Raw genomic sequence first — 19,017 nt, 5'->3', positions numbered from 1 at the left:
GCACCAGCGAGACCGTTCTCCTTCTTGACCTCCTGTGGGTCTTCGCTGGTCAGGTGCGAAGCGGTCCATCGCGATTTTCAGCGTTGAGGCTCCAGGTGAGGACGGCAGCGACGATGACGGTCATGCAGTCGCTTCCATGGATCTCTCGGTCGGCGGCGAGTGGTGATCTGCCGGACTCCGGTTGACCGGCACCGGCACGATGCCGTGGGTGCCGGGTGCGTTTTGGTCCTCCATCGCCGGATGTCCCAGGGCCAGGCAGGCGTCTTGGAACCCGCTGCAGCGGGTGGAGCTCCTCTGGTCGGTAGCGGCGCACGGGCACAGGGCCGTGGGTGCCGTGCCAGGGCGTGGTGAAGTCCAGGTCGTGCTCGACGGCACGAAAGTGGGGCAGCAGGTTCTCGAAGGACCGCACGCTGTCGGTCCGCGTGGCCCAGCTGTCGTAGTCCTGCGAGTGCCCGCGCAGAGCGATGGCGATGTTGTCGGCCGAGGAGTCGCCCACCAGCTTGCCGCGGGCCACGGGGATCTCCCGGCCCAGCACACCGGGTTTGCTGACCGAAGCTCAGTCGTAGCTGAGAATCTCCCGCGGGCCGGCAGCCGCTTCCTCGGACATCTAGGCCCTGTCGTCAAATGACGATCTTGAATAGTGGATCATGGTCGGGTGATACGTCGTCATGAACTGTCCGATGCCGAGTGGGAGTTCGTCCGGCCGTTGCTGCCCCTGTCCTCGCGGGGCCGCAAGCGGCTGGACGACCGAAGGGTCCTCAACGGGATCGTGTGGAAGTTCCGTACCGGCACGGCCTGGCGGGACGTGCCCGAGCGGTACGGACCGTGGGCCACACTGCACACCCGTTTCCGCCGCTGGGCGAAGGACGGCACCTTCGAGCGAATGCTGCGGGCCGCGCAGACCCAGGCGGACGCGACCGGCGACATCGACTGGCTGGTGTCGGTCGACTCCACCGTCGTGCGGGCCCACCAGCACGCGGCCGGAGCCCGAAAAGGGGGCTCCGCCCACCGGCACTCGGACGCTCGCGAGGCGGCCTGACCAGCAAGATCCACCTCGCCTGCGACGCGGCCGGCCGCCCGCTCGCCTTCACCCTCACCGGCGGGAACACCAACGACTGCACCCAGTTCGAAGCCGTGATGGACGCGATCAGGGTGCCCCGTCCCGGAGCGGGACGGCCCCGCACACGGCCAGCCCACGTGCTGGGCGACAAGGGCTACAGCTCTCGCGCGATACGGACCTGGCTGCGCCGCCGGGGCATCGGCCACACCATCCCCGAGCGTGCCGACCAGGTCCGCAACCGGCTCAGACGCAGCAGCCGGGGCGGGCGCCCGCCCGCCTTCGACAAGCAGCTCTACAAACAACGCAACGTGGTGGAACGGTGCTTCAACCGGCTCAAGCAATGGCGCGGCATCGGTGAGGTCGACTCGGGGCGCCCTGCTGATGTTTCCACCAGTGGGTTTCCCCGAGCCGCCTCCCGAACCCGGCGTGCCCGTCTCCGGGCACCGGGCTCTCCACAAATCCCGTTTCGGGGTGTTCAGTCCCTCATGCCGTAGTGGGCCACGGAGACGGAATGAGTTTTCCCCGGTATCGGTATCTGGTCGTGCTTACCTTTGCCGGGTTGAACAGTTCCGCTTCCTCTGTGACGGGCCACCAGCCGCCGCCGTAGTAACGTCGACGGAGCTGCTTCCAAGTGATCCCGGGGTGCTTGCGTCGGATCCATCGTGTCACCCTCATCCACGTGTAGTGGCTGAGGTAACAGAAAGCGACGTTCGAAACTCCGGGACGGAAATACGCGCACCATCCTCGCAACACCGAGTTCAGTCGGTGGAGCAGGGACTCCAGTGACAAGCCGACGTTCTGTCGTCCGGTCAGTTCCTTCACCTTGGCCGTGGCGGAGTGTACTGATTTCCGTGCCGGGTAGGTATAGATGTACTGCCGGTCAGTGCCCAGTTTCCGGTGGCGCTGGATGCGCCATCCGAGAAAATCAAGGCCCTCGTCAATGTGCGTGATCTTTGTCTTCTCCACCGACAGGCGTAGGCCCATTGGCTTCAATGCCTCCGCGACCTCGTCGCGTAGTTCCTCGGCATGTTCACGGTGCCCGAAGACGAGTACGAGGAAGTCGTCCGCATACCGGACCAGCCGGTAGTTGGGCAACCCTCGGCGCCGTCTCCTGCGCCGATCCTCGGAGGTGCTATCTGATCCTCCGGGGCCCTGGGCGATGTGCTCGTCCAGGACCGAGAGTGCGATGTTGGCCAGCAGTGGCGACAGGATCCCGCCCTGCGGGGTCCCGGTGCGTGTGTCCGTGAAGGCTCCGTCACGGGACAGAATCCCGGACTTCAAGAACGCCTTCACCAAGGACAGCACCCGCTTGTCCCCGATTCGATTCCGCACCCGTTCCATGAGGGCCGGGTGCGCGATCTCGTCGAAGCACGCCGTGATGTCGCCCTCCACCACCCACTCGTATCCGTGGCTGGCGAGGTAGCGAGTCTCGGCGATCGCATCGTGGGCTCGGCGGTTCGGGCGGAACCCGTAGGAACACGGGAGGAAATCCGCTTCGAATACCGGTTCCAACACCAGTTTCAAGGATGCCTGGACCACTCGGTCCGCCACAGTCGGAATCCCGAGACGACGAAGCTTGCCATTCGCCTTGGGAATCATCCGCTCGCGGACAGAAACCGGATGGAAGCTGCGGTCTCTGAGCTGGGTCCGCAGCTTATCGAGAAACGCTTCGACTCCCTGCCCGGCTTCGATGGAGCGGGCGGTCTTCCCGTCCACTCCGGCCGTGCGGGCACCCTTGTTTCCCCGGACACGGTCCCACGCCACCAACAGGAAGGCGGGATCGGCCACGAGGTTGAACAGGTCGTCGAACCTGCGATGAGAATCATCGACAGCCCAACGGTGCAGCTTGGTCTGGATCTCCAGTACCCGGCGTTCGGCCTTCATCAAGGCCCATTCCAGCTCGTCGGTATTCACCGGCGACAGCCTCCCGGCATTCCAGTCTCCTTACTGCTGACTTGCTGGCCCCCTTCCCCATGTGACCGGCTTTCCCGGCCTCGGAGTACTACGGAGCCTCCGTCCTGCCCGACGGCCATCAGCCGGCGATGGGCCTGCCCCCGACCGGACTGGATGTCCGATATAAGGGCGACCGTGAGCAGTTCCCACGTTCACCACGGAATCGATCGACAGGTGAGGTGCCCAGCTCTACCCCGGCAGCATCGCCACGCTTACGCCGCAGACTTTCGGCGTGGCCTCCCCACCGATGAGTAGAGTCGGCTTCGGAGTCGACCACCGACGAGCGCTGGTGGTCGTGCACTGCGTCCGGCCCAGATCCGCCAGGTTCGAGCCGGTGTCGTAATTACGGGGCGTCAGGCACTGATTTCTCGCGTACACCTTCCTGTCTCGCTAGCCGGACCCGAGTCGTCTGGCAGTACCAACCCGTCCCGGCGTTGTCGGGGCTGCTTACCGCTCGGCTCGGCATCCCCCGAGCCGAACTGCCCCCAGCTTCAACCGGATTGCTACGACAATCCGGTGGTGAAGGTCTCTCACCTCACTCGATTCCATGGCGCCTCGTGGCGCACCGACCCGCTACGACAAGACCGCCGAGTCCTACCAAGCCGCCGTCACCCTGGCAGCCCTGCTGATGTGGGCGTGACATTTGACGACAACTCCTCTTACTGCAACGGTCTTTGCTGTGATGGCTTGTTGGCTTCGGGGGGTGTGTAGCCGCGTCGTTTGTAGTGGCTGGTGCGGGCCTCGTGTTGTCGTCGTCGGCGCCAGTGCGACCAGTGCAGGACGTGCTGGACGGGTGGTGGTTGGCGGTGGGTGAGGCGGTGGATCAGGCGTCGTAGTTCGGGGAGGGTGAGGGGTATGAGCTGGGAGGATCCGTTTCTGCTTTGTCGGCGTCGAGTGCGCGGGCCCGCAGGACGGTGAGGCAGGCGTGGGCGGCCATGGCGAGGGTGATGTGGCGGTGCCAGCCGGGGTAGCGGCGGACCTGGTAGTCGTCCAGGCCGCATTCCTGCTTCGCGGTCTGGAAGCATTCCTCGACCGCCCACCGGCTGCCCGCGACCCGGATCAGTTCGTCCAGGGTGGTCTCGGCCGGGCAGTAGGCGATGTGGTACGAGATCTCCTGGGGCCGGCGGACACTGCGGCGGGCGATCACCCAGTGCCGGCGGTCCTCTCGGTGCCAGGGCCGGACCTCGACCCTCGCCCAGTCATAGACACGCGGACCGTGAGCCCCGTTGCCGCAGGAACGGCGTTTCCACTTCTGCCGGGGCAGTCCGGGAAACAGGTCGTGAACGGGGTGGTCGATTGCCCAGCGGGTGACGACGGTGTCGTGCCGAGTGGTGGCCATGACATGGAAGACATCGGCCTGCTCGAGCTCGGACCGCCAGCCTTTGGAGAAGCCGTAGGCGGCGTCCGCGGTTACCCACCGGAACGGGATATTCTCCTTGATCACCCGTCGGACCATGGCCTTGGCGATGGCCACTTTCGTCTCGAAGGCGACCGTGTCCTCGATGCCTGCGGCCCGACAGCGATCCCGATCATCGGTCCATGACGTGGGCAGATACAGACGCCGGTCGATCAACGTGCGGCCACGTTCACCGGCATAGGCGAGGAAGACACCGACCTGGCAATTCTCTGTCCGCCCCGCCGTTCCCGAGTACTGCCGCTGGACCCCGGCCGAGCGGACACCCTTCTTCAGGAAGCCCGTGTCATCCACGATCAGCACCGCACCGGGGTCACCCAGATGCTCGACCACATAGTCACGCACGTCGTCCAGGACCTCATCGGCGTCCCAGTCACACCGGTTCAGCAGTCGGTGGATCCGGTCCGGGCCGCCATGCCCTGCCTCCTCCGCGAGTGTCCAGCCGTTCTTCCGCTCCAACGGCGCTATCAGCCCCCGCATATACGCCAAGGCTGACTCACGCGGCTCCGACCGGGCAAACCGATGCACGAACCGCTGGTGCACCTCACCCAAACCCGCCGCCCACGCCCTCACGTCACCAAGTCCCCCACCCATAACCAGACCAACGACCACCCTGGCCACCAGTCACGCCAAACGCCGTTGCAGTACTAGGCAGCCTCGCTGCCGTCGTCGGGTCCCGCCTCCAGTAGTAGCACCGAACGCTTCCCCGACGCGCTCAACCGGTCCGCCAGCACGTCTCCGGCAACCCCGCACCGACCACGATCACATCCCACTCGGCCACAGCTCCCGCTTCCCCTGATACTGTCCGCCCGCTGGCCGGACCCAGCGTTCCACCCGGCTGCCCCGAGCCACCGGCGGACAACAGCCACGACAACCATCCTCCACACCTTCGGCCCACGCGGCGGCCGGCGGACACCCACGCTTGTCATCCATGGCATTCCTCACCCGATGTGCCGGAAGGCGCCGTCCGCAGCCCGTTCACCGGGGGATGACGCCAGCCCGGTGAGGGTGGGCGGCGTGGATGTACTTCATGGCGGTGGCGATGGAGATGCCGAAGACGCGGACGAGGTGGACGGGGTCGGCGGTGTCGTGGGCCTCGTCAAGGATGCGGTCGGTGCGCAGGCCGTTGAGGGTGAGGCCGAGGCGCTGGAAGGTCGCGGGGAAGTAGTTGGTGCTGGCGGGGTCGGTGTGGATGACGGTCTGGCGGGTGACGAAGAGGTGGGGGTTGGCGGTGCGGGGCCAGCGCTGGTGGCGGTAGCGGAGCCAGGTGTGCAGGAGGCGGAGGGTGACCTCGTCGAGGTGGACGGTGTGGCGGCTGTGAGGTCGGCGGACGAGGAGCTGGGCGCGAGCCGAGATCACGTCGTCCAGGGTGAGGCGGTTGAGGTCGGTGCCGTTGAGGGCGTGGAGGGTGACCAGGGCCAGGGCGAGGCGGATGGCGGGCCGGTCGGTGATGTCGAGGACTCCGGCGAGGCGGTCAGGGGGCAGCGTTGCGGGCGGGGGTTCGTTGCGGGTGACGGTCAGGCCGCGGGTGGGGTCGGTGAATATGATCTTTGCCTGTTTCAGCGCGCGGAAGATCGAGCGCAGGGCGACGGCGCGTTCGTGAGCGCGGTCGCCCTTGACTGCGGTGACGGCGGCGTGGACATCGTCGGCGGTGACTTGCCGGAGGGTCTGGTAGCGGCGGGCCCAGTCGGCAAGCGGTGCCCGGACATAGCAGAGGTATCGGCGCAGGGTGCGCCACTCGGTGGGCGGCCGGTCGGAGTGGTTGCGCAACCGGCGTGCCCAGGAGGCGAGCTCATCGGCGATCCGGGGCGGATAGCCGGCGATGACCTGTTCCACGAAGGCTTCGACGCTGCTCCTGGCGGGTCGGGACTGCGGGAGAAGCAGGCCGCGTTCGGCCAGGAAGGCGTTCAGTGCACGGGGGCGGCACGCGCTACCGCGGCCGGCGGCGGCGCTGATCGCGCGGAGATCGTATTCGGCGAAGGGAGCATGGGTGCCGAGCCAGGTGGCCGCGATGCGCAGGACGTGGGCGGCGGCCTTGCGGGCATGGTCCGTCCAGGCGTGTGCCCGGGCGTGGGCGTCGAAGGTGGCCAGCAGCCGGGCGGCCTCTGGCCGCGGCTCGGGAAGGGTGGCCCTGCGAAGAGCGGACCAGTCGCGTTCAGCGGGGAACAGTTCTTGCTGGCCGTGCGGCACGGGATCGGGCGCGAACACCTCGCTCGGGTGGGTCTGCGCGCTCACCTTGGCGGGCTTGCGCCCGGGTGGACAGAGGTTGGTTCGCGCGGCGTGCCGGTCCCCGAGATGTAGATCATTTTCGACATCACGTAATCGCGGCAGGCCACCGACTCCTTGCGGGCGTTCGGCAGATCCGACCGCCATGCGGCGAAGAACTCCTTTGTCGCCCGTGCCGACGGCGGGACCCGCAGCCCGAAGTCCCCGCGATGTGCCTGCCGGTTGAACGGATCGATCGGGGACTCGACCATCGCCCCGAACTGCCGGAAGATCTCGTGAGCGTAGCGCTGCTCCAGGAACGCGAAGAAGTGGTCGATCTTGTTGAGCTTGGACCGGATCGTCGGCGCCTGCCGCTTACCCGGCCCCGCGAAGTACGCGTCGACATGCCGCGGGGTCAGCCGCCACGGCACCAGCTGGTAGTGGTCGCAGACCTCGATGACCGGCTTCGTCAGCGCGTCCAGCGTCGAGGAGGCAAGCCCCGCCACGTCACGCGCCCACTGGTACTCCACCAGCGTGTCCATGAAAAACGCCTGCTCGTGCTCAAGCGAGGCGCCACCGGAATACCGGCGCTGCAGGGAGAGCAGGTCGACCAGGCCCTGATCCCCGCCCCGCACGTCCGAAGACTCATCCAGCACCTCGTCGGTCAGCGGCGGGACCAGGGACAGCACGCGAGTCCCGAAATCCGTCACGATCCACGAGGTTACAGGAATTACTCTCAGATTCTGCCAGTTTCGCCAGAAATCCAGGGCGTGCGGGTGCGGCCTCATCGCACTCCCCTGACCTGCCGACATGCATCAACGATCCGCCGCCGACCGCTCAGGAACCCGCGCGCACTCCAGTTAGGCAAGCCGCGCCTGTGTCCGGCTCCAGTAGCACGAGCACGCGGCCGTCTGGGGCAAAGAGCCAGCCCCACACCTGGTGTACGGGGAGGAATTCCGGAGCCGGACCGGTATGGAAGGGGAAGTGGTGCCGGGGGCGGGCGGTGCTCAGGACACCGGCCCGGTCCAGGACGGTGGGGGCAATCGGGAGACCGTCCTCCAGCAGGGCGGGGCCGGCGGCGTTGATACGGGCGCGCAGCGCGGACAGGGCACGGCGGGCGTTGTCGGGTGACATCAGCTCGGGCAGTCGGGCGGGTTCGACGAACTCGACCGCCTCGATCTCACCTGCGCGGGGTCGGATGGCGGCGATCTGTTCGTCGTCCCACGTTCCGCCGTCGAAGACGTGCAGTACCTCGCCGGGAAACCGCATGGCGGGGCGCGCGTTGGCGCCGGTGATGGAGACCCAGTCCACGGCGAGCCCGCGGTTGAGTGCCATCGTGACGCCGAGCTCTTCGTAGAGTTCGCGGGCGGCGGCCTGGGCGGGTGACTCGCCCTTGTCGACCGCGCCGCCCGGCAGGAGGCGGGTGTCTCGATAGCTGACGCGCTCGGTCAGGACCCGGCCGCGCCGGTCGGTGATCACTGCGGACGCTCCGGCCCACACGGCCGCCTCGGCGCGTTGAGCCCCGTACTGCTCGTCGGTGAAGGCGCTCGGAGTTTCGTCCGAGGTAGGTGTGGTGGTCATCGTGGCCTCCAGTTGTGCGGTGCGCGCGGGGAGTGCGGGGCGTGCCTGTCAGGTGAGGAGCCGGGACGGATCGCCCGCGACGGGGCCGGGGGTGAGCCTGGTGAAGGACTCGGTGCTGATGATCTGGTTGCGTTCGGCTTCGGGCAGGCGGGCGAGGATGCCGGGCAGGGGCCGGTTGCGTGCGACCTCCCCCTGGTGGGCGAGGATGGCCGACCACTTCACCCCGGCCCACGGGCTGATGTCGACGGTCGTGGTCACATACGCGTCGGGGACGGTCAGCACGCTCTTCCCGACCCTCTCCAGCAGGGCTCCGAGCCGGCCCACGCCAGTCTCCGAGTGCGTCGCCGCGTACAGCGCCGACGGCTGCCAGGGAGCGCCCGCCTCGGGGTAGAGAGGCTCGAGACCGGCGGCCGCGACGGCGAGCAAGGTGATCTGGTGGGTGCGTACGTGGTCGGGGTGGCCGGTCAGCTGGCCGAGAGCGTCGTGAGTGACGACGATCTCGGGGCGGAAGGCCCGGATGTGGGTGACGAGACGGCCGATGGCCTCATCGAGGGGCGCGTCGACGAAGCGGGACTCACCGGAGGCGGACTCGGGGTTGCGGGCATCGCCGTAACCGAGCAGCCGCGGGGGACCGGCGCCCAGGACAGCGAGGGCCGCGGCGAGTTCGGGCGCGCGCCTGCTGTCCGGCGCCCAGGTGGCGGTGACGACACCGGTGCGCGCCCCGGCGGCGTGGTGCTGTGCGAGTACGCCGCCGGCCAGGAGGCTCTCATCGTCCGGGTGCGCGAACACCCCCAGCAGCGAGGGCAGCGGCGGGCTGTTCATGACGAAGGGTTCTCCTCGAAGTGGTGGTCGGGCGGGAGGTTCAGATGACCGGCGGCCGGCCGGCGGCGGCGAGCCGGTAGACGGTGCGCCGGTTCATCGGGCGCCGCAGCTGCGTACGCCGGGTTGTCCAGCCCTCGCGTATCCCGCGCAGCGTTTGGCGCAGTCCGCCGCCGCGTACGGTCCGGGCCAGGGTGATCACGGTCCACGCGCCCAGGTAGAGGGGGATGAACGGGGCGGGGAGGTTGCGGTATGCGATCCAGATCCGGTTGCGGGCGGCGAGCCGGTGGTACAGCGCATGGCGGGTGGGTGTGGTGAGCGGGTGGTGCATACGGATGTCGGCGGCGTACCAGCCGCTCCAGCCCGCCGCGTACAGCCGCCAGGCCAGATCGAATCCCTCGTGATACAGGAAGAGTTGCTTTTCCCACCCGCCTACCGCGTCGAAGGCGGCGCGCCGGATCAGGACGACGCCCTCGGTCATCGAGGTGACCCTCCCCGGCCGGCCCGGGTTCGCTGCGCGCAGCCGGGGGACCCAGCGGCGCGGGGCGGTCACATCGTCCGGGCCCGTCAGCCGGGGTTGCACCCAGGCGGCCTCCGGATGCTGCTCGGCCTCGGCGACGAGCCGGGAGAGGACGTCGGGGCGGGGGAAGCGAGCGTCGTTGTCCAGGAAGTACAGCCAGTTGGCCGGATCGCCGGCCTCGTGCAGTGCGTCGGCGCCGGCGTTGCGACCGCCGGGGATGCCGATGTTCTCGGGCAGGCACACGGTGAGCGCACCAGGTGGCACGACCTCGGGCTTGCAGCCGTTGCCGACGACCACCACCCGCACGTCGACGCCGCTCTGGGCAAGGAGCGTCGCCTGCGCGGCTGCTTCCTCCACAGGGCGGTCGTTCATGGTCAGAACTACGACGTCGACGCGTGGGCGGGACATGGGTTCCTCCAGGCCATCGGGGCCGGTCAGGGCGTGGGGACGGGGGTGCCGGTGAGGTGCTCGGCCTGGCGGGCGACGAGCGGGGCGAGATGGGGGTGGACGCCCCGGGAGCACGCCTGGAGGAGTTGTCCGAGGGCGATGAGCTCCCCGGTCCGGCCGGCGTCGGTGTCCAGGACGTGGCCGAACTCGCGCCGGATCCGGGCGGCGGTCACCGGCGCGGCCAGCGAGTACGCGTGGAGCAGGTTCAGGTCGTAGCCCACGGGCAGCCGGCCCCGGTTCTCCCAGTCCAACAGGATCAGGGGCGCTCGCGTCACGGCTCCGGCCCTGACGCGGACACCCGGAACTGCTTGGCGGCGGCCGCGTGCGCGCGGCGCATCCGGTCGGACTCGTCGCCCTCTGCCGGGGCGGCGAAAACCGCCTGTCGCAAGGTCCGTTCCACCGTCACACCCCCTCCGCCACGGCGTCGGCCATCGGACGCTCAACGGGACCGGGCAGCACCACGTCACGCCCCGGCCACCGGAACACCATCCGGCAGTTCACCTTGTCCAGGACGTTGCCGGCGGGCAGCGCATCGTCGGGCGTGCTGGCCGGGTGGACCGTCAGGACGGGATCGGCGTGCTGGTCGTTGGCCTCGGCGCGGATGTGCCGGTCCCAGGCCAGCACCGTGGCCACCAGCCGCTCGGCGAGCTCGGGCCCCTGCTCGCCGAAGGCGTACGCGAACCACTCCCACTCCTTGTCTTCCCGGCGGTCGCTGTCCTTGGTCTGGACGTGGATCAGGTAGGCCAGCGAGGACTCGCAGAGGATCGCGGGGGCGTCGCGGTCCTTTGCGATGCCGGTCACAGCCTCGGCGGACTCCTGGTGGGCGGCCAGCCGGCAGAAGCCCGGCACGGTGGTGGCCGCGAACAGCTGAAGGGAGCCGAAGTAGGAGTTCGTCGCACCCATGGTCACGCCGGTCGCGACCTCGTGCCGCCGCCCGCGCAGCGCCTCCTCCAGGCCCTGAGTATCGGCGGCGGGGCCGTCGTCGAAGCGCAGTGCCAGAGCTCCGTCGAGCAAGGGGGCAACCGGGGCGGGGCGGGCCTGCTGCCCCTGGTCGCGGACGAAGCCGCAGTAGGTGAAGCGGCGGGCGTGCAGCACCTCGCCGTGCCGCTCGAACGCGATCGCCCTGGTGTAGCCGCCCATCTCCAGCGGCAGGACCAGGCGCCCGCCTTCGGCCAGCTGTTCGCGCCAAGCCGGCAGGATGTCCCAGCAGTTGTAGGTGATCATGCTGCCGTTGAAGCCGCCGCGGGGCACGAGGTGGGCGGGCGCGCCAAGGGCGGCGTCGGCCTCGATGGCGGTGACGCGTCCGCTGCCAGCCTCCGTGAGGAAGGCCCGGGTGCGGCTGATGACCCACGGGTCGATGTCGACGCTCACCACCCGCCCGCCGGGCCCGGCGAGGTGGGCGAGCAGCTCGGCGTTGTAGCCACCGGACCCCGCCTCGAACACGATGGCACCCGGCTGAAGGCGCAGGCTCTCGAGCATGTCGGCCTGCAGCCAGGCCGCGGACACCGAGCTGATCGCCGTCCCGGTCTCGTCGCGGCGGGTGATGACAGCCCGGTCGCCGCCGTCGTACGCGTCCGCCAGGTTCACTTCCGGGGCGAAACGATGGCGGGGCACCGTGCGCAGCGCGTCGCGGACGGGCTCGGACGGGGCCCAGCCCCCGTCGATCACCGTCTGGGCCATCGCCTGGCGCAGCCTGACGGCCTCAGCTGGCTCACCCGGCACGGGCGGCCGATCGGCGGCGAGCGGGTAGGAGACCACAGGCGGCAGGTCCGGGATGACGCCGGGCCACACGCTGTCGATCGCGAGTGCGGCCGGGACGAAGACGTCCCCGGCACAGGCGAGAGCGTGCAGGTCGAAGAACTCCCAGCGGTCGAACAGCTCCGGCTCCGCGTTGGTCAGCGTTCCCGTCCACGCGGTGATGCGGACGACGGCCGTGAGCCGCGGGATGCCGTGGCTGTCATCGACCAGCATCGTCACCACGTACGCATCCGCCGGGTCGGCGACCAGGCCCGTCTCCTCGGCGAGCTCGCGCACCGCCGCGGCCGCGAAGCCCTCCGGGCCGCGGGTCTTGCCGCCGGGCAGTTCGAGCATGCCGCGGCGGGAGAGGCCGAGCAGGACCCGGCCGGCGTCGTCGGTGACGACCGCGAGGGCGCCGGTCAGGGCATGGGCGGTGGTCGGCCGCTTCTCGACGGCCCTCGTGTCGGTGTGGCAGGGACCGCGCAGGACCAGGACGGCCAGGCCGTCCGCGTCCAGCCGCTCCACCGTCTCCCATCCGGCGGCGAGCACGGCGATCTCATCCTCGTCCAAGGCGATGGCGCGCCGTTCCTCGGGCGTGGTGGCCGCCACCGGGGTGATGACGACGAGAGCGCCGCCGTCCCTCAGCCGCTCACCCAGCCCGTGCAGGACTCGCCCCCTGTCCTGCACGAACGGGTACACCAGGCGGAGCGTGATCAGGTCATACCCCTCTTCATGCAGCGGGGCGGGGTCGTCGCGCTCGATGTCCAGGTGCAGCCAGCGCACGCCCTCGACGCCGGCGCGCTCCTCCCGGGCCCGTGCGAGCGCGCTCTCGGCGAAGTCGATGGCGTCCACGGTGTAGCCGAGCGAGCTGAGGTAGACGGCCAGCTCACCGGTGCCACATCCCACATCAAGCGCCCGGCCGCCGCCGTCCGGGGCGGGGGTGTGGTCGGCGAGGAGCTCCCGCTCCCGCTCACCGACCTGCCGGAAGTTCCGGCCGTCGCTGAAGTGCTGCTCCCACTCGTCACGGGCAGTGTACGTCAACGTGCTGCTCCTCGTACGTGAGTGCGGTGATGGTCAGGGGCGTTGTGCGGTGCGGAGGCGGGCCAGGGTGCGCAGGCCGCGCTCGACGAGCTCGGGGTCGCCGTGGGCTGCGCCGTAGGAAATGCCGGAGACGGGGTCCAGGACGGACAGGACCGTGAGCTGGGTTTCTTCCTCCAGGGTGAAGGGGCGGCCGTAGCCGTCCATCACGGCTTGCAGGAGGTCGGGGCGGCCGTGCCAGGCGTCGGAGAGCCGCACGAAGTCCCGCACGGCCGGGCCCCATTCGGCGCGCTCGAAGTCGATCACGTACAGGGAGCCGGCGGCCGTGTCCCACCTCAGATTGCGGGGCTGGAAGTCGCCGTGGGTGCGCACTGTGTCCGGGGCGGGCAGGGTGGCGGCCTTCTTCGCGGTGGCGCGGATGAACTCCTCGTCCTTGGGCGCGAGGTGGGGCCGGGCTCCGGCCAGGTGCCGCTCGAGCTTCCCCAGGGGCAGGGTGCCGGCGGCCGGACGCGGTGGGGCGCTGGTGTGGATGGCGGCGGCGAGCTGCCCGATGTGGTGGAAAATGAGGCGCTGCTGCTCCGGCGAGTGGACGGCGCCGTGCAGGGAACGTCCTCCCACTGCGGTGAGCACCACGGCCCGCAGCGTGGGGTCGGCAGCCACCAGCCGGGGCGCCGCCGCGCCGAGCCCAGTGACCCAGCCGCGCAGCGCGTCCACTTCACGGCGGTGGAAGCGGTCGTTCTGGTGGGTCTTGACGTACCAGGTGCCACCCTCGGCGCCGTCCGCTCTCCAGACGCGGCTTTCCGCCCGGGCCCAGGACACGTCCGTCCATGCGGTGATCCGGCCGACCGCCTGCTCGGCGAAGGCGCGCACCGCCTGATCCGGGACCACCCCGCGGACGGCGGGTTCGGGGACCAGGATCAGCCGGTCAACGGTCGGGTCGTAGGCGATCGGATCGCCCGGCTCCTGGAAGTGGACCGCCATCCGGGCACCGGCCCGGTAGGCATCCAGCCCCGCCCGGCAGTACGCGACCATCGGCTCCGGAAGCCTGTCGAGCGCGAACCAGTCCATGGAGTCGCACACCTGGGGCTCCATGACCTCAGGGGTGCCCTCCCACCGATCCACCACCAAGAACGCCCCGATCCGGGCGCCGCCGGCCGGGGACCGATGGTGCACGGTGACAGCCGCCCGGACATCGGCCCGGTCGATGACGACACCGGCCTCCTCCCGGGCCTCACGCACCAGGGCGGCGACCATGTCCTCCCACGGACCGTCCAAATGCCCGGACACGAGATGCCAGCAGCCAGCCGCGTACACGTCACCGGCCCGCCGCGACAGCAGCACCTCCGGCCCGGCCGGGCCGTCGCGCAAGGCGATGAGATGAACGTCGAGCAGCTCGGTGTGCCGCTGGGCGCCGGTCACGCGTCACCGCCGGGGCGACGGGCGAGCAGCACCGAGAACGCTGCGTCCTCCTTCAGAACGCCGCCACGCGCAAGGCCCTGGAGGAGGCGGAGTGCCTCGGCCTCGAACTCGTGGTGCCGGTCGGCGAAGAGGGCGGGGCCGGCGAAGCTCGTGGTGCGCAGGTATCCAAGGACGTCCTCGGGCCTCCAGGCACGGGCGACGGGGAAGCGGTGCTCGGCCACGTCGCTGAACGCCGAGTCGGCGAGTTCCTCGTCGTAGGAGCGGCCCCGCCCGGCGTACGTGCCGCGGGTGCCCGCGCGCCGGTCGTTGCCGAGGGAGGTCTGGATCAGCCCCCGAAGGGCGGCGGTCCAGTCCGCTTCGTGGGCCCACAGACTGCCGTCTCCCATGATCGCCACGACGGCGTTCGGCGCGGCCACCCGGTCCGCCATGTCCAGGACCTCCGCGCGGGACATCCAGTGGAAGGACCGGCAGCAGGTGATCAAGGTGAGTGCTCGGCCGGGCGCGGTGGGGGTGAAGGTGCGCGCTTCGCCGCTGAAGGCGTTCACCGTGCAGGACCCGCGGACATCGAGGATGGTGAGGGCCGTCTCGAGCATGTGCTGGTTCACGTCGACCAGATCGACGTGAACCAGCCGGCGCAGAACGGGCGGCAGCGCGCGGAGCACCTGCCCGGTGCCGGTGCCAAGGTCCAGCAGGACGGGGTCGGGTACGCCGTGCTGGGTGGCGGCCAGGAGGCGGACGGCCGCGTCCGGCAGGCCGGGACGGTAGCGGGCGTAGTCGGCGGCCTCGGACCCAAACAGGTCATCGTCCGAAGCCGCCGCAGCGGCTGGTTGGTCGGGGCGGGTCATCGTGCATCTCCAGGAGCGTGAGGAAGTCGCCGAAGCAGGGCGCCGTTCGAGCTGGTGGCCCGTCGGCCGTGGTGATCGTCTTCCGGAAGGAGGCGGACAGGAACAGCCGGTCGAAGCCGGTGCCAGCGCGGTACCCGAACTCGTCGGACTCGGCGCTCACCCCGGCACGCCCGGCGGCGCCGGCGTGCGGACGGACCGGGCCCGCCCGCTCCCGGTAGAGGTGCGCACGCCGGTCACCAGCCCAACTCGGAGTAGGCGCGGCCTTCGGCGATGCCGACGAGAGCTGTCCGGGTGTAGGAGACGAGCCGGTCCGGGAGCTCGTGGGGCGGCCACCACTTCCAGCCCAGGCACTTGTCGGTCTCCAGGACCTTCGGCTCTCCCTTCCAGCGGCGGGCGCGGAACACGAGCTGCATCAACGGCGGCCCACCCGGGGCGTCGACGACGTGCACGATATGCGCGAGATCCACGTCCGCGGGGTCGATGACCAGCCCGGCTTCCTCCCGCGCCTCCCGCACCAGGCACGCGACCGCGGACTCCTGTTCACACTTGCCGGCCAGGTAGTGCCACGTGTTCCCCGCGAACCCCGCGTCGGGGTGGCGCAGGCCCAGGAGCACCCGCCCTTCGTCGTCCTCCAGATGGAGGTGGACGCCGATGCCGTTGAGCACGGGCCGCCTACCCCCCTCCTGCAACGGAGTGGCCGCGCCGGACGCGCCGCCCGGAGGGTTCTCGGCCGCGTGCCGACGGATGAGGTCCCGCGTCGCGGGACTCAGGCGGAGCCGGTCCAGTACGTCGGGGGTGAACCAGCGCAGCAGCACGCCCTCGTGAAGCCGGAGCCGGTCGGGGTCGCCGCGCCAGATGCCGGTGAACACCTGGATCGGGACGCTGAGGCCGTCGACGCTGGTGGCCGTCTCCACGGCGTACGGTTCCAGGTCCTCCGGAAGGAGGTCGGGAACCTCCTCGGACAGCTCCCGCAGCAGCGTGCCCTCAAGGCTCGGATCATCGTGCGTGCGGCCGCCGCCGAGCAGGGCGAACGCCCCCGGCTGCCAGATGCCGGGCTTGTGGTCGCGCAGATGCAGCAGGTACCGACCCCGCCCGTCGTGGATGAGTGCGCAGGCGTTCACCGGCTCCGGCTGCCCGTCCAGCCGGGCCTGGAGGAGCTTCTCGCGCAGCGTCGGCGAGGTGACCTCCGCCATGGGTAGCCACCGGGCGCCGGACACCTCCTCGTTCTGCAGGGTGATCGCCGACGGCTCGTCGCCGGCGATGTAGAAGACGTGGCGGAAGTCGTAGTGGCGGTGGGCCGGTTCGCCCTTCGCGGGGTTGGCGTCGATGTCGTGGACGTCGATGTCGATCGGGGAGCCGAGCATCTGCCGGGTCAGGCACAGGTTGCCCGGCGAGATGCCGGCCTCCTCCGCGACCTCGCGCAGCGCCGCAGCGAGCAGCGCGCGGTCCTCGGGCTCGATGTGGCCGCCGGGGAGCAGGAGGCCGGTGGTCCGGTGCCGGATGTGCAGGAGCCGGCACTGGCGGTCGATGACGACGGCGCTGCACGTGACGTGACCGGGCAGCGTCGTGCGGGCTGTCACGTCGACGGGCCGGTCCAAGGCAGCGAGCAGCCCGGCCAAGGCGTCACGCTCGCCTGGGTGGCGGACGAGGTACGTCTCGACGGCCTTGCGGATCGAGGAGGAGCTGGGTGGCACGGGTGTCGTCTCACCTTCGACGTGTGGGGGCTGTGGAGGCCGCGCTGGGGGTCAGCTCGCCGTCTCGTGGTCGGAGGGCTGGCTGCTGCGGGGGCCGGGAAGCGCGTCGGTCGCGGGTGCGAGCCCGTACTGGGCGGCTTGGGCGGTGAACATGCCCTGGTACAGGCCGCCCGTGTGGGCCATGAGCTCGTCGTGGGTGCCGTCCTCGACGACGCGTCCCTGGTCGAGGACGTAGATGTGGTCGGCGTGCATGGTCGCGGCGAGCCGGTGGGTGACGAGGACGACCGCGTGCCCTTCCTCGGCCAGGGACCACAGCCCCCGGAAGGAGTCGATCTCCGCATGGGGGTCGAGGGCGCTGGTGGGCTCGTCGACCAGCAGGAACGGTGACTGCCGGTACCGCGTCCGGGCGGACCCCAGCCTCTGCCACTGCCCGCCCGAGAGCTGGACACCCCGCTCGTAGCCCTTGAACACGATCGAGTCCCAGCCGTGTGGCAGGCCCTCGATCAGGTCGAGCACGCCGGCTTCCTTGGCGGCCGTGCGGACGCGGTCCATGTCCCGGGGACGGTCGCCGACGCCGATGGCCACGTTCGCCGCGGCCGTCATCTCCCAGCGCGGGAAGTCCTGCGCCAGCAGCCCGACGGTACGGAAGACCTGGGCGCGGTCGGCCTCGCAGAGCTCGACCCGCTCGCCCGACTCACCCACCCACCAGACGTGTCCTTCGGAAGGCAGTAGCAGCCCGGCCAGCACCTTCGTGAGCGTGGTCTTCCCAGAACCGTTCGCACCCACCAGGGCGGTCACCTTCCCCCGGGGCACCCGCACGCTCACGCCCTTCAGGGAAGGAAAGTCGGCGCCCGGGTAGGTGAACGACGCCCCCTCCGTCCGCACCTCCAGCACCGGCGCGGGCAGCGACGCTCCGGAGGAAGGGATGGCGTTCTCGCCCGCCACCTTGATGGCGTCCTCGGTGTCGGTGAGGAACAGCAGCTCCTCGTACAGCCGGTTGACCTGCTGCACCAGCGACGTGAGCCGAGCCGTCGAGGTGCGGATGGCGATCACCGCCGTACCGCCGACGGCGAGCGGCAGACCACCGGACGCCAGGAGCCACCACAGCACCCCGTAGCAGGCCAGCGACGCCACACCGGCGAACGCGCCCGCGATCAGGTCCGTGGAAGCCTGCGCCCGGGCCAGACGCCGCTGCTCCGCCTCCGTCTGCCGCGACATCTCCTCATAGCTGGAAAGCAGTTTTGCGCCGGCGGCGTGCACCCGGATCTCCCCGGCGGCGTGCGGTCGGGTCAGGTAGGCCAGCAGGGAGGCGATCGCCCGGCGGTGGTCGACCCAGTTCAGACGGGAGAGGTACTCACGGCGCGCGGAGCGGACCGCTCCCCACCCCTTGGGCAGGGCGATGGCCAGCAGCATCGGCAGCAGCGCCCAGTGCAGCGACGCCAGTACGACCGCGGCCGCCGCCATGCCGATCACCACATTGCCCACGCCGACCGACAGCCGGAGCATGCTGCGGGCCGAATCCGTGCCGAACTTCCCCGCCTCCAGGACCCGCTGGACCTCCGGCCGTTCGGTCGCCTCCACCTCAACACCGGTGACGGCCGTGTAGTACCGGGCGGAGACCGCCCGCTCCACCTGCGGCTCCAGCCGGCCCGACATGGCCGTCGACCACGCCGCCAGCACCGCGGTCGCCACCGCCGCGACCGCGAGCACCGCCAGCGACGGCAGCGCGTCGCGCAGCTTCTCCGCGGTCGGACCGTCGGCGAACAGCTGCGTGAGGACGCTGTTGACCGCCACCAGCCCCCAGCCCGCCGCCACGCCCTGCCCGAGCTGCGCCGCCACAACCCCGGCGAGCGCCCGCGGGTCCGTCTCCCAGCCGGTGCGCAGCACCATGCCCACCATGCGGGGCAGCGCGGCCGCCATGCGCCCGAACCCCAGCCGGGTCAGTGGGCCTTCGTGGCGGACGTAGGACTGGTCGTAGCGCAGCCGGCCGCCGTACAGCTCCCGCTCGGCGTCCGAGATGCTGTCCGTCGCCGGAACCTTCGCCGGGCCCGCAGCTTCGTCGCTGTCTGGTTCGACTGGCGTCAATGTTCTTCCTCTCGGATGCGGAGTGGTGGCGTCGGCATGTCCAACGACGCCGCCGCAATTTCGAACACGTGTCTTTCGGTCGGGTTGCGCGCCCCAGGATTCCGCGGTTCTTCGAAGGTGCGCAGTGCACCGACCCATGCCGCGCAAGGACGCGCGGCCGGGCACAGGTTGGCCGAAACGCCGACGATGGTGCTCGTAGG

At 70.2% G+C, this 19,017-nt stretch carries 15 protein-coding genes and 1 pseudogene; 1 reads left to right on the top strand and 15 read right to left on the bottom strand.

Going from position 1 to position 19,017, the window contains the following annotated elements; genetic code table 11:
* Positions 1 to 49: 49 nt before the first annotated feature.
* Positions 50 to 514: a GMC family oxidoreductase N-terminal domain-containing protein gene (locus tag V1J52_RS25830; RefSeq protein WP_330142392.1), complete on the bottom strand. Its 465-nt coding sequence runs from the start codon at positions 512 to 514 to the stop codon at positions 50 to 52.
* Between the two features lie 141 nt (positions 515 to 655).
* Between V1J52_RS25830 and V1J52_RS25825 the strand changes: the two are divergent.
* Positions 656 to 1,413, top strand: a pseudogene (locus V1J52_RS25825) (IS5 family transposase); the annotation flags it as partial.
* A 130-nt stretch (positions 1,414 to 1,543) separates the two neighbouring features.
* Here the strand turns inward: V1J52_RS25825 and ltrA are convergent.
* From ltrA to V1J52_RS25755, 14 genes are all read right to left on the bottom strand, one after another.
* Positions 1,544 to 2,974 carry a group II intron reverse transcriptase/maturase gene (ltrA, locus tag V1J52_RS25820; RefSeq protein WP_330142391.1) on the bottom strand — a complete coding sequence of 477 codons (1,431 nt, stop codon included), beginning with the start codon at positions 2,972 to 2,974 and terminating at the stop codon, positions 1,544 to 1,546.
* An 862-nt stretch (positions 2,975 to 3,836) separates the two neighbouring features.
* Entirely contained in the window at positions 3,837 to 5,021 is a 1,185-nt protein-coding gene (locus V1J52_RS25815) for an IS701 family transposase (protein WP_330142393.1), read from the bottom strand.
* Positions 5,022 to 5,405: 384 nt separating this feature from the next.
* Positions 5,406 to 6,662, bottom strand: a complete 1,257-nt coding sequence (locus V1J52_RS25810) for a site-specific integrase (protein ID WP_330142390.1) — start codon at positions 6,660 to 6,662, stop codon at positions 5,406 to 5,408.
* Entirely contained in the window at positions 6,659 to 7,342 is a 684-nt protein-coding gene (locus V1J52_RS25805; protein WP_330142389.1) for a hypothetical protein, read from the bottom strand. Before V1J52_RS25805 ends, V1J52_RS25810 begins: the two co-directional genes overlap by 4 nt.
* Positions 7,343 to 7,469: 127 nt before the next feature.
* Complete coding sequence (locus V1J52_RS25800) at positions 7,470 to 8,213, bottom strand: NUDIX domain-containing protein (RefSeq protein ID WP_330142388.1); 744 nt, start codon at positions 8,211 to 8,213, stop codon at positions 7,470 to 7,472.
* Positions 8,214 to 8,261: 48 nt separating this feature from the next.
* Positions 8,262 to 9,035, bottom strand: a complete 774-nt coding sequence (locus V1J52_RS25795) for a PIG-L deacetylase family protein (protein WP_330142387.1) — start codon at positions 9,033 to 9,035, stop codon at positions 8,262 to 8,264.
* A 40-nt stretch (positions 9,036 to 9,075) separates the two neighbouring features.
* On the bottom strand, positions 9,076 to 9,924 hold the full coding sequence (locus V1J52_RS25790; RefSeq protein ID WP_443075931.1) for a glycosyltransferase family 2 protein: 849 nt from the start codon (positions 9,922 to 9,924) through the stop codon (positions 9,076 to 9,078).
* Between the two features lie 62 nt (positions 9,925 to 9,986).
* The gene (locus V1J52_RS25785) at positions 9,987 to 10,274 is read right to left on the bottom strand and encodes a hypothetical protein (protein WP_330142385.1); all 288 of its coding nucleotides are present in this window, start codon (positions 10,272 to 10,274) and stop codon (positions 9,987 to 9,989) included.
* Between the two features lie 127 nt (positions 10,275 to 10,401).
* Positions 10,402 to 12,777 (bottom strand): methyltransferase, FxLD system, encoded by a 2,376-nt coding sequence (gene fxlM, locus V1J52_RS25780; protein ID WP_330142384.1) that lies wholly within the window; start codon positions 12,775 to 12,777, stop codon positions 10,402 to 10,404.
* 33 nt (positions 12,778 to 12,810) lie between these two features.
* On the bottom strand, positions 12,811 to 14,193 hold the full coding sequence (locus V1J52_RS25775) for a phosphotransferase (protein ID WP_330142383.1): 1,383 nt from the start codon (positions 14,191 to 14,193) through the stop codon (positions 12,811 to 12,813).
* Complete coding sequence (locus tag V1J52_RS25770; RefSeq protein ID WP_330142382.1) at positions 14,190 to 15,038, bottom strand: class I SAM-dependent methyltransferase; 849 nt, start codon at positions 15,036 to 15,038, stop codon at positions 14,190 to 14,192. Before V1J52_RS25770 ends, V1J52_RS25775 begins: the two co-directional genes overlap by 4 nt.
* The gene (locus V1J52_RS25765) at positions 14,992 to 15,198 is read right to left on the bottom strand and encodes a hypothetical protein (protein ID WP_330142381.1); all 207 of its coding nucleotides are present in this window, start codon (positions 15,196 to 15,198) and stop codon (positions 14,992 to 14,994) included. Before V1J52_RS25765 ends, V1J52_RS25770 begins: the two co-directional genes overlap by 47 nt.
* A gap of 73 nt (positions 15,199 to 15,271) precedes the next feature.
* Entirely contained in the window at positions 15,272 to 16,732 is a 1,461-nt protein-coding gene (locus V1J52_RS25760; RefSeq protein ID WP_330142380.1) for an NUDIX domain-containing protein, read from the bottom strand.
* Between the two features lie 51 nt (positions 16,733 to 16,783).
* Positions 16,784 to 18,955 carry an ATP-binding cassette domain-containing protein gene (locus tag V1J52_RS25755; RefSeq protein WP_330142379.1) on the bottom strand — a complete coding sequence of 724 codons (2,172 nt, stop codon included), beginning with the start codon at positions 18,953 to 18,955 and terminating at the stop codon, positions 16,784 to 16,786.
* Between the last annotated feature and the right edge of the window lie 62 nt (positions 18,956 to 19,017).

This window comes from Streptomyces solitudinis (assembly GCF_036323765.1).
GTDB lineage: Bacteria > Actinomycetota > Actinomycetes > Streptomycetales > Streptomycetaceae > Streptomyces.
This window is presented reverse-complemented; position numbering and strand designations above follow the sequence as displayed.

What these genes read in the sequence shown, in the direction of transcription:
- V1J52_RS25815 (WP_330142393.1), bottom strand. Translation starts at nt 5,021, where the DNA reads ATGGGTGGGGGACTTGGTGACGTGAGGGCGTGGGCGGCGGGTTTGGGT.
- V1J52_RS25755 (WP_330142379.1), bottom strand. Translation starts at nt 18,955, where the DNA reads ATGGGTCGGTGCACTGCGCACCTTCGAAGAACCGCGGAATCCTGGGGC.
- V1J52_RS25790 (WP_443075931.1), bottom strand. Translation starts at nt 9,924, where the DNA reads ATGAACGACCGCCCTGTGGAGGAAGCAGCCGCGCAGGCGACGCTCCTT.
- V1J52_RS25770 (WP_330142382.1), bottom strand. Translation starts at nt 15,038, where the DNA reads ATGACCCGCCCCGACCAACCAGCCGCTGCGGCGGCTTCGGACGATGAC.
- V1J52_RS25795 (WP_330142387.1), bottom strand. Translation starts at nt 9,035, where the DNA reads ATGAACAGCCCGCCGCTGCCCTCGCTGCTGGGGGTGTTCGCGCACCCG.
- V1J52_RS25800 (WP_330142388.1), bottom strand. Translation starts at nt 8,213, where the DNA reads ATGACCACCACACCTACCTCGGACGAAACTCCGAGCGCCTTCACCGAC.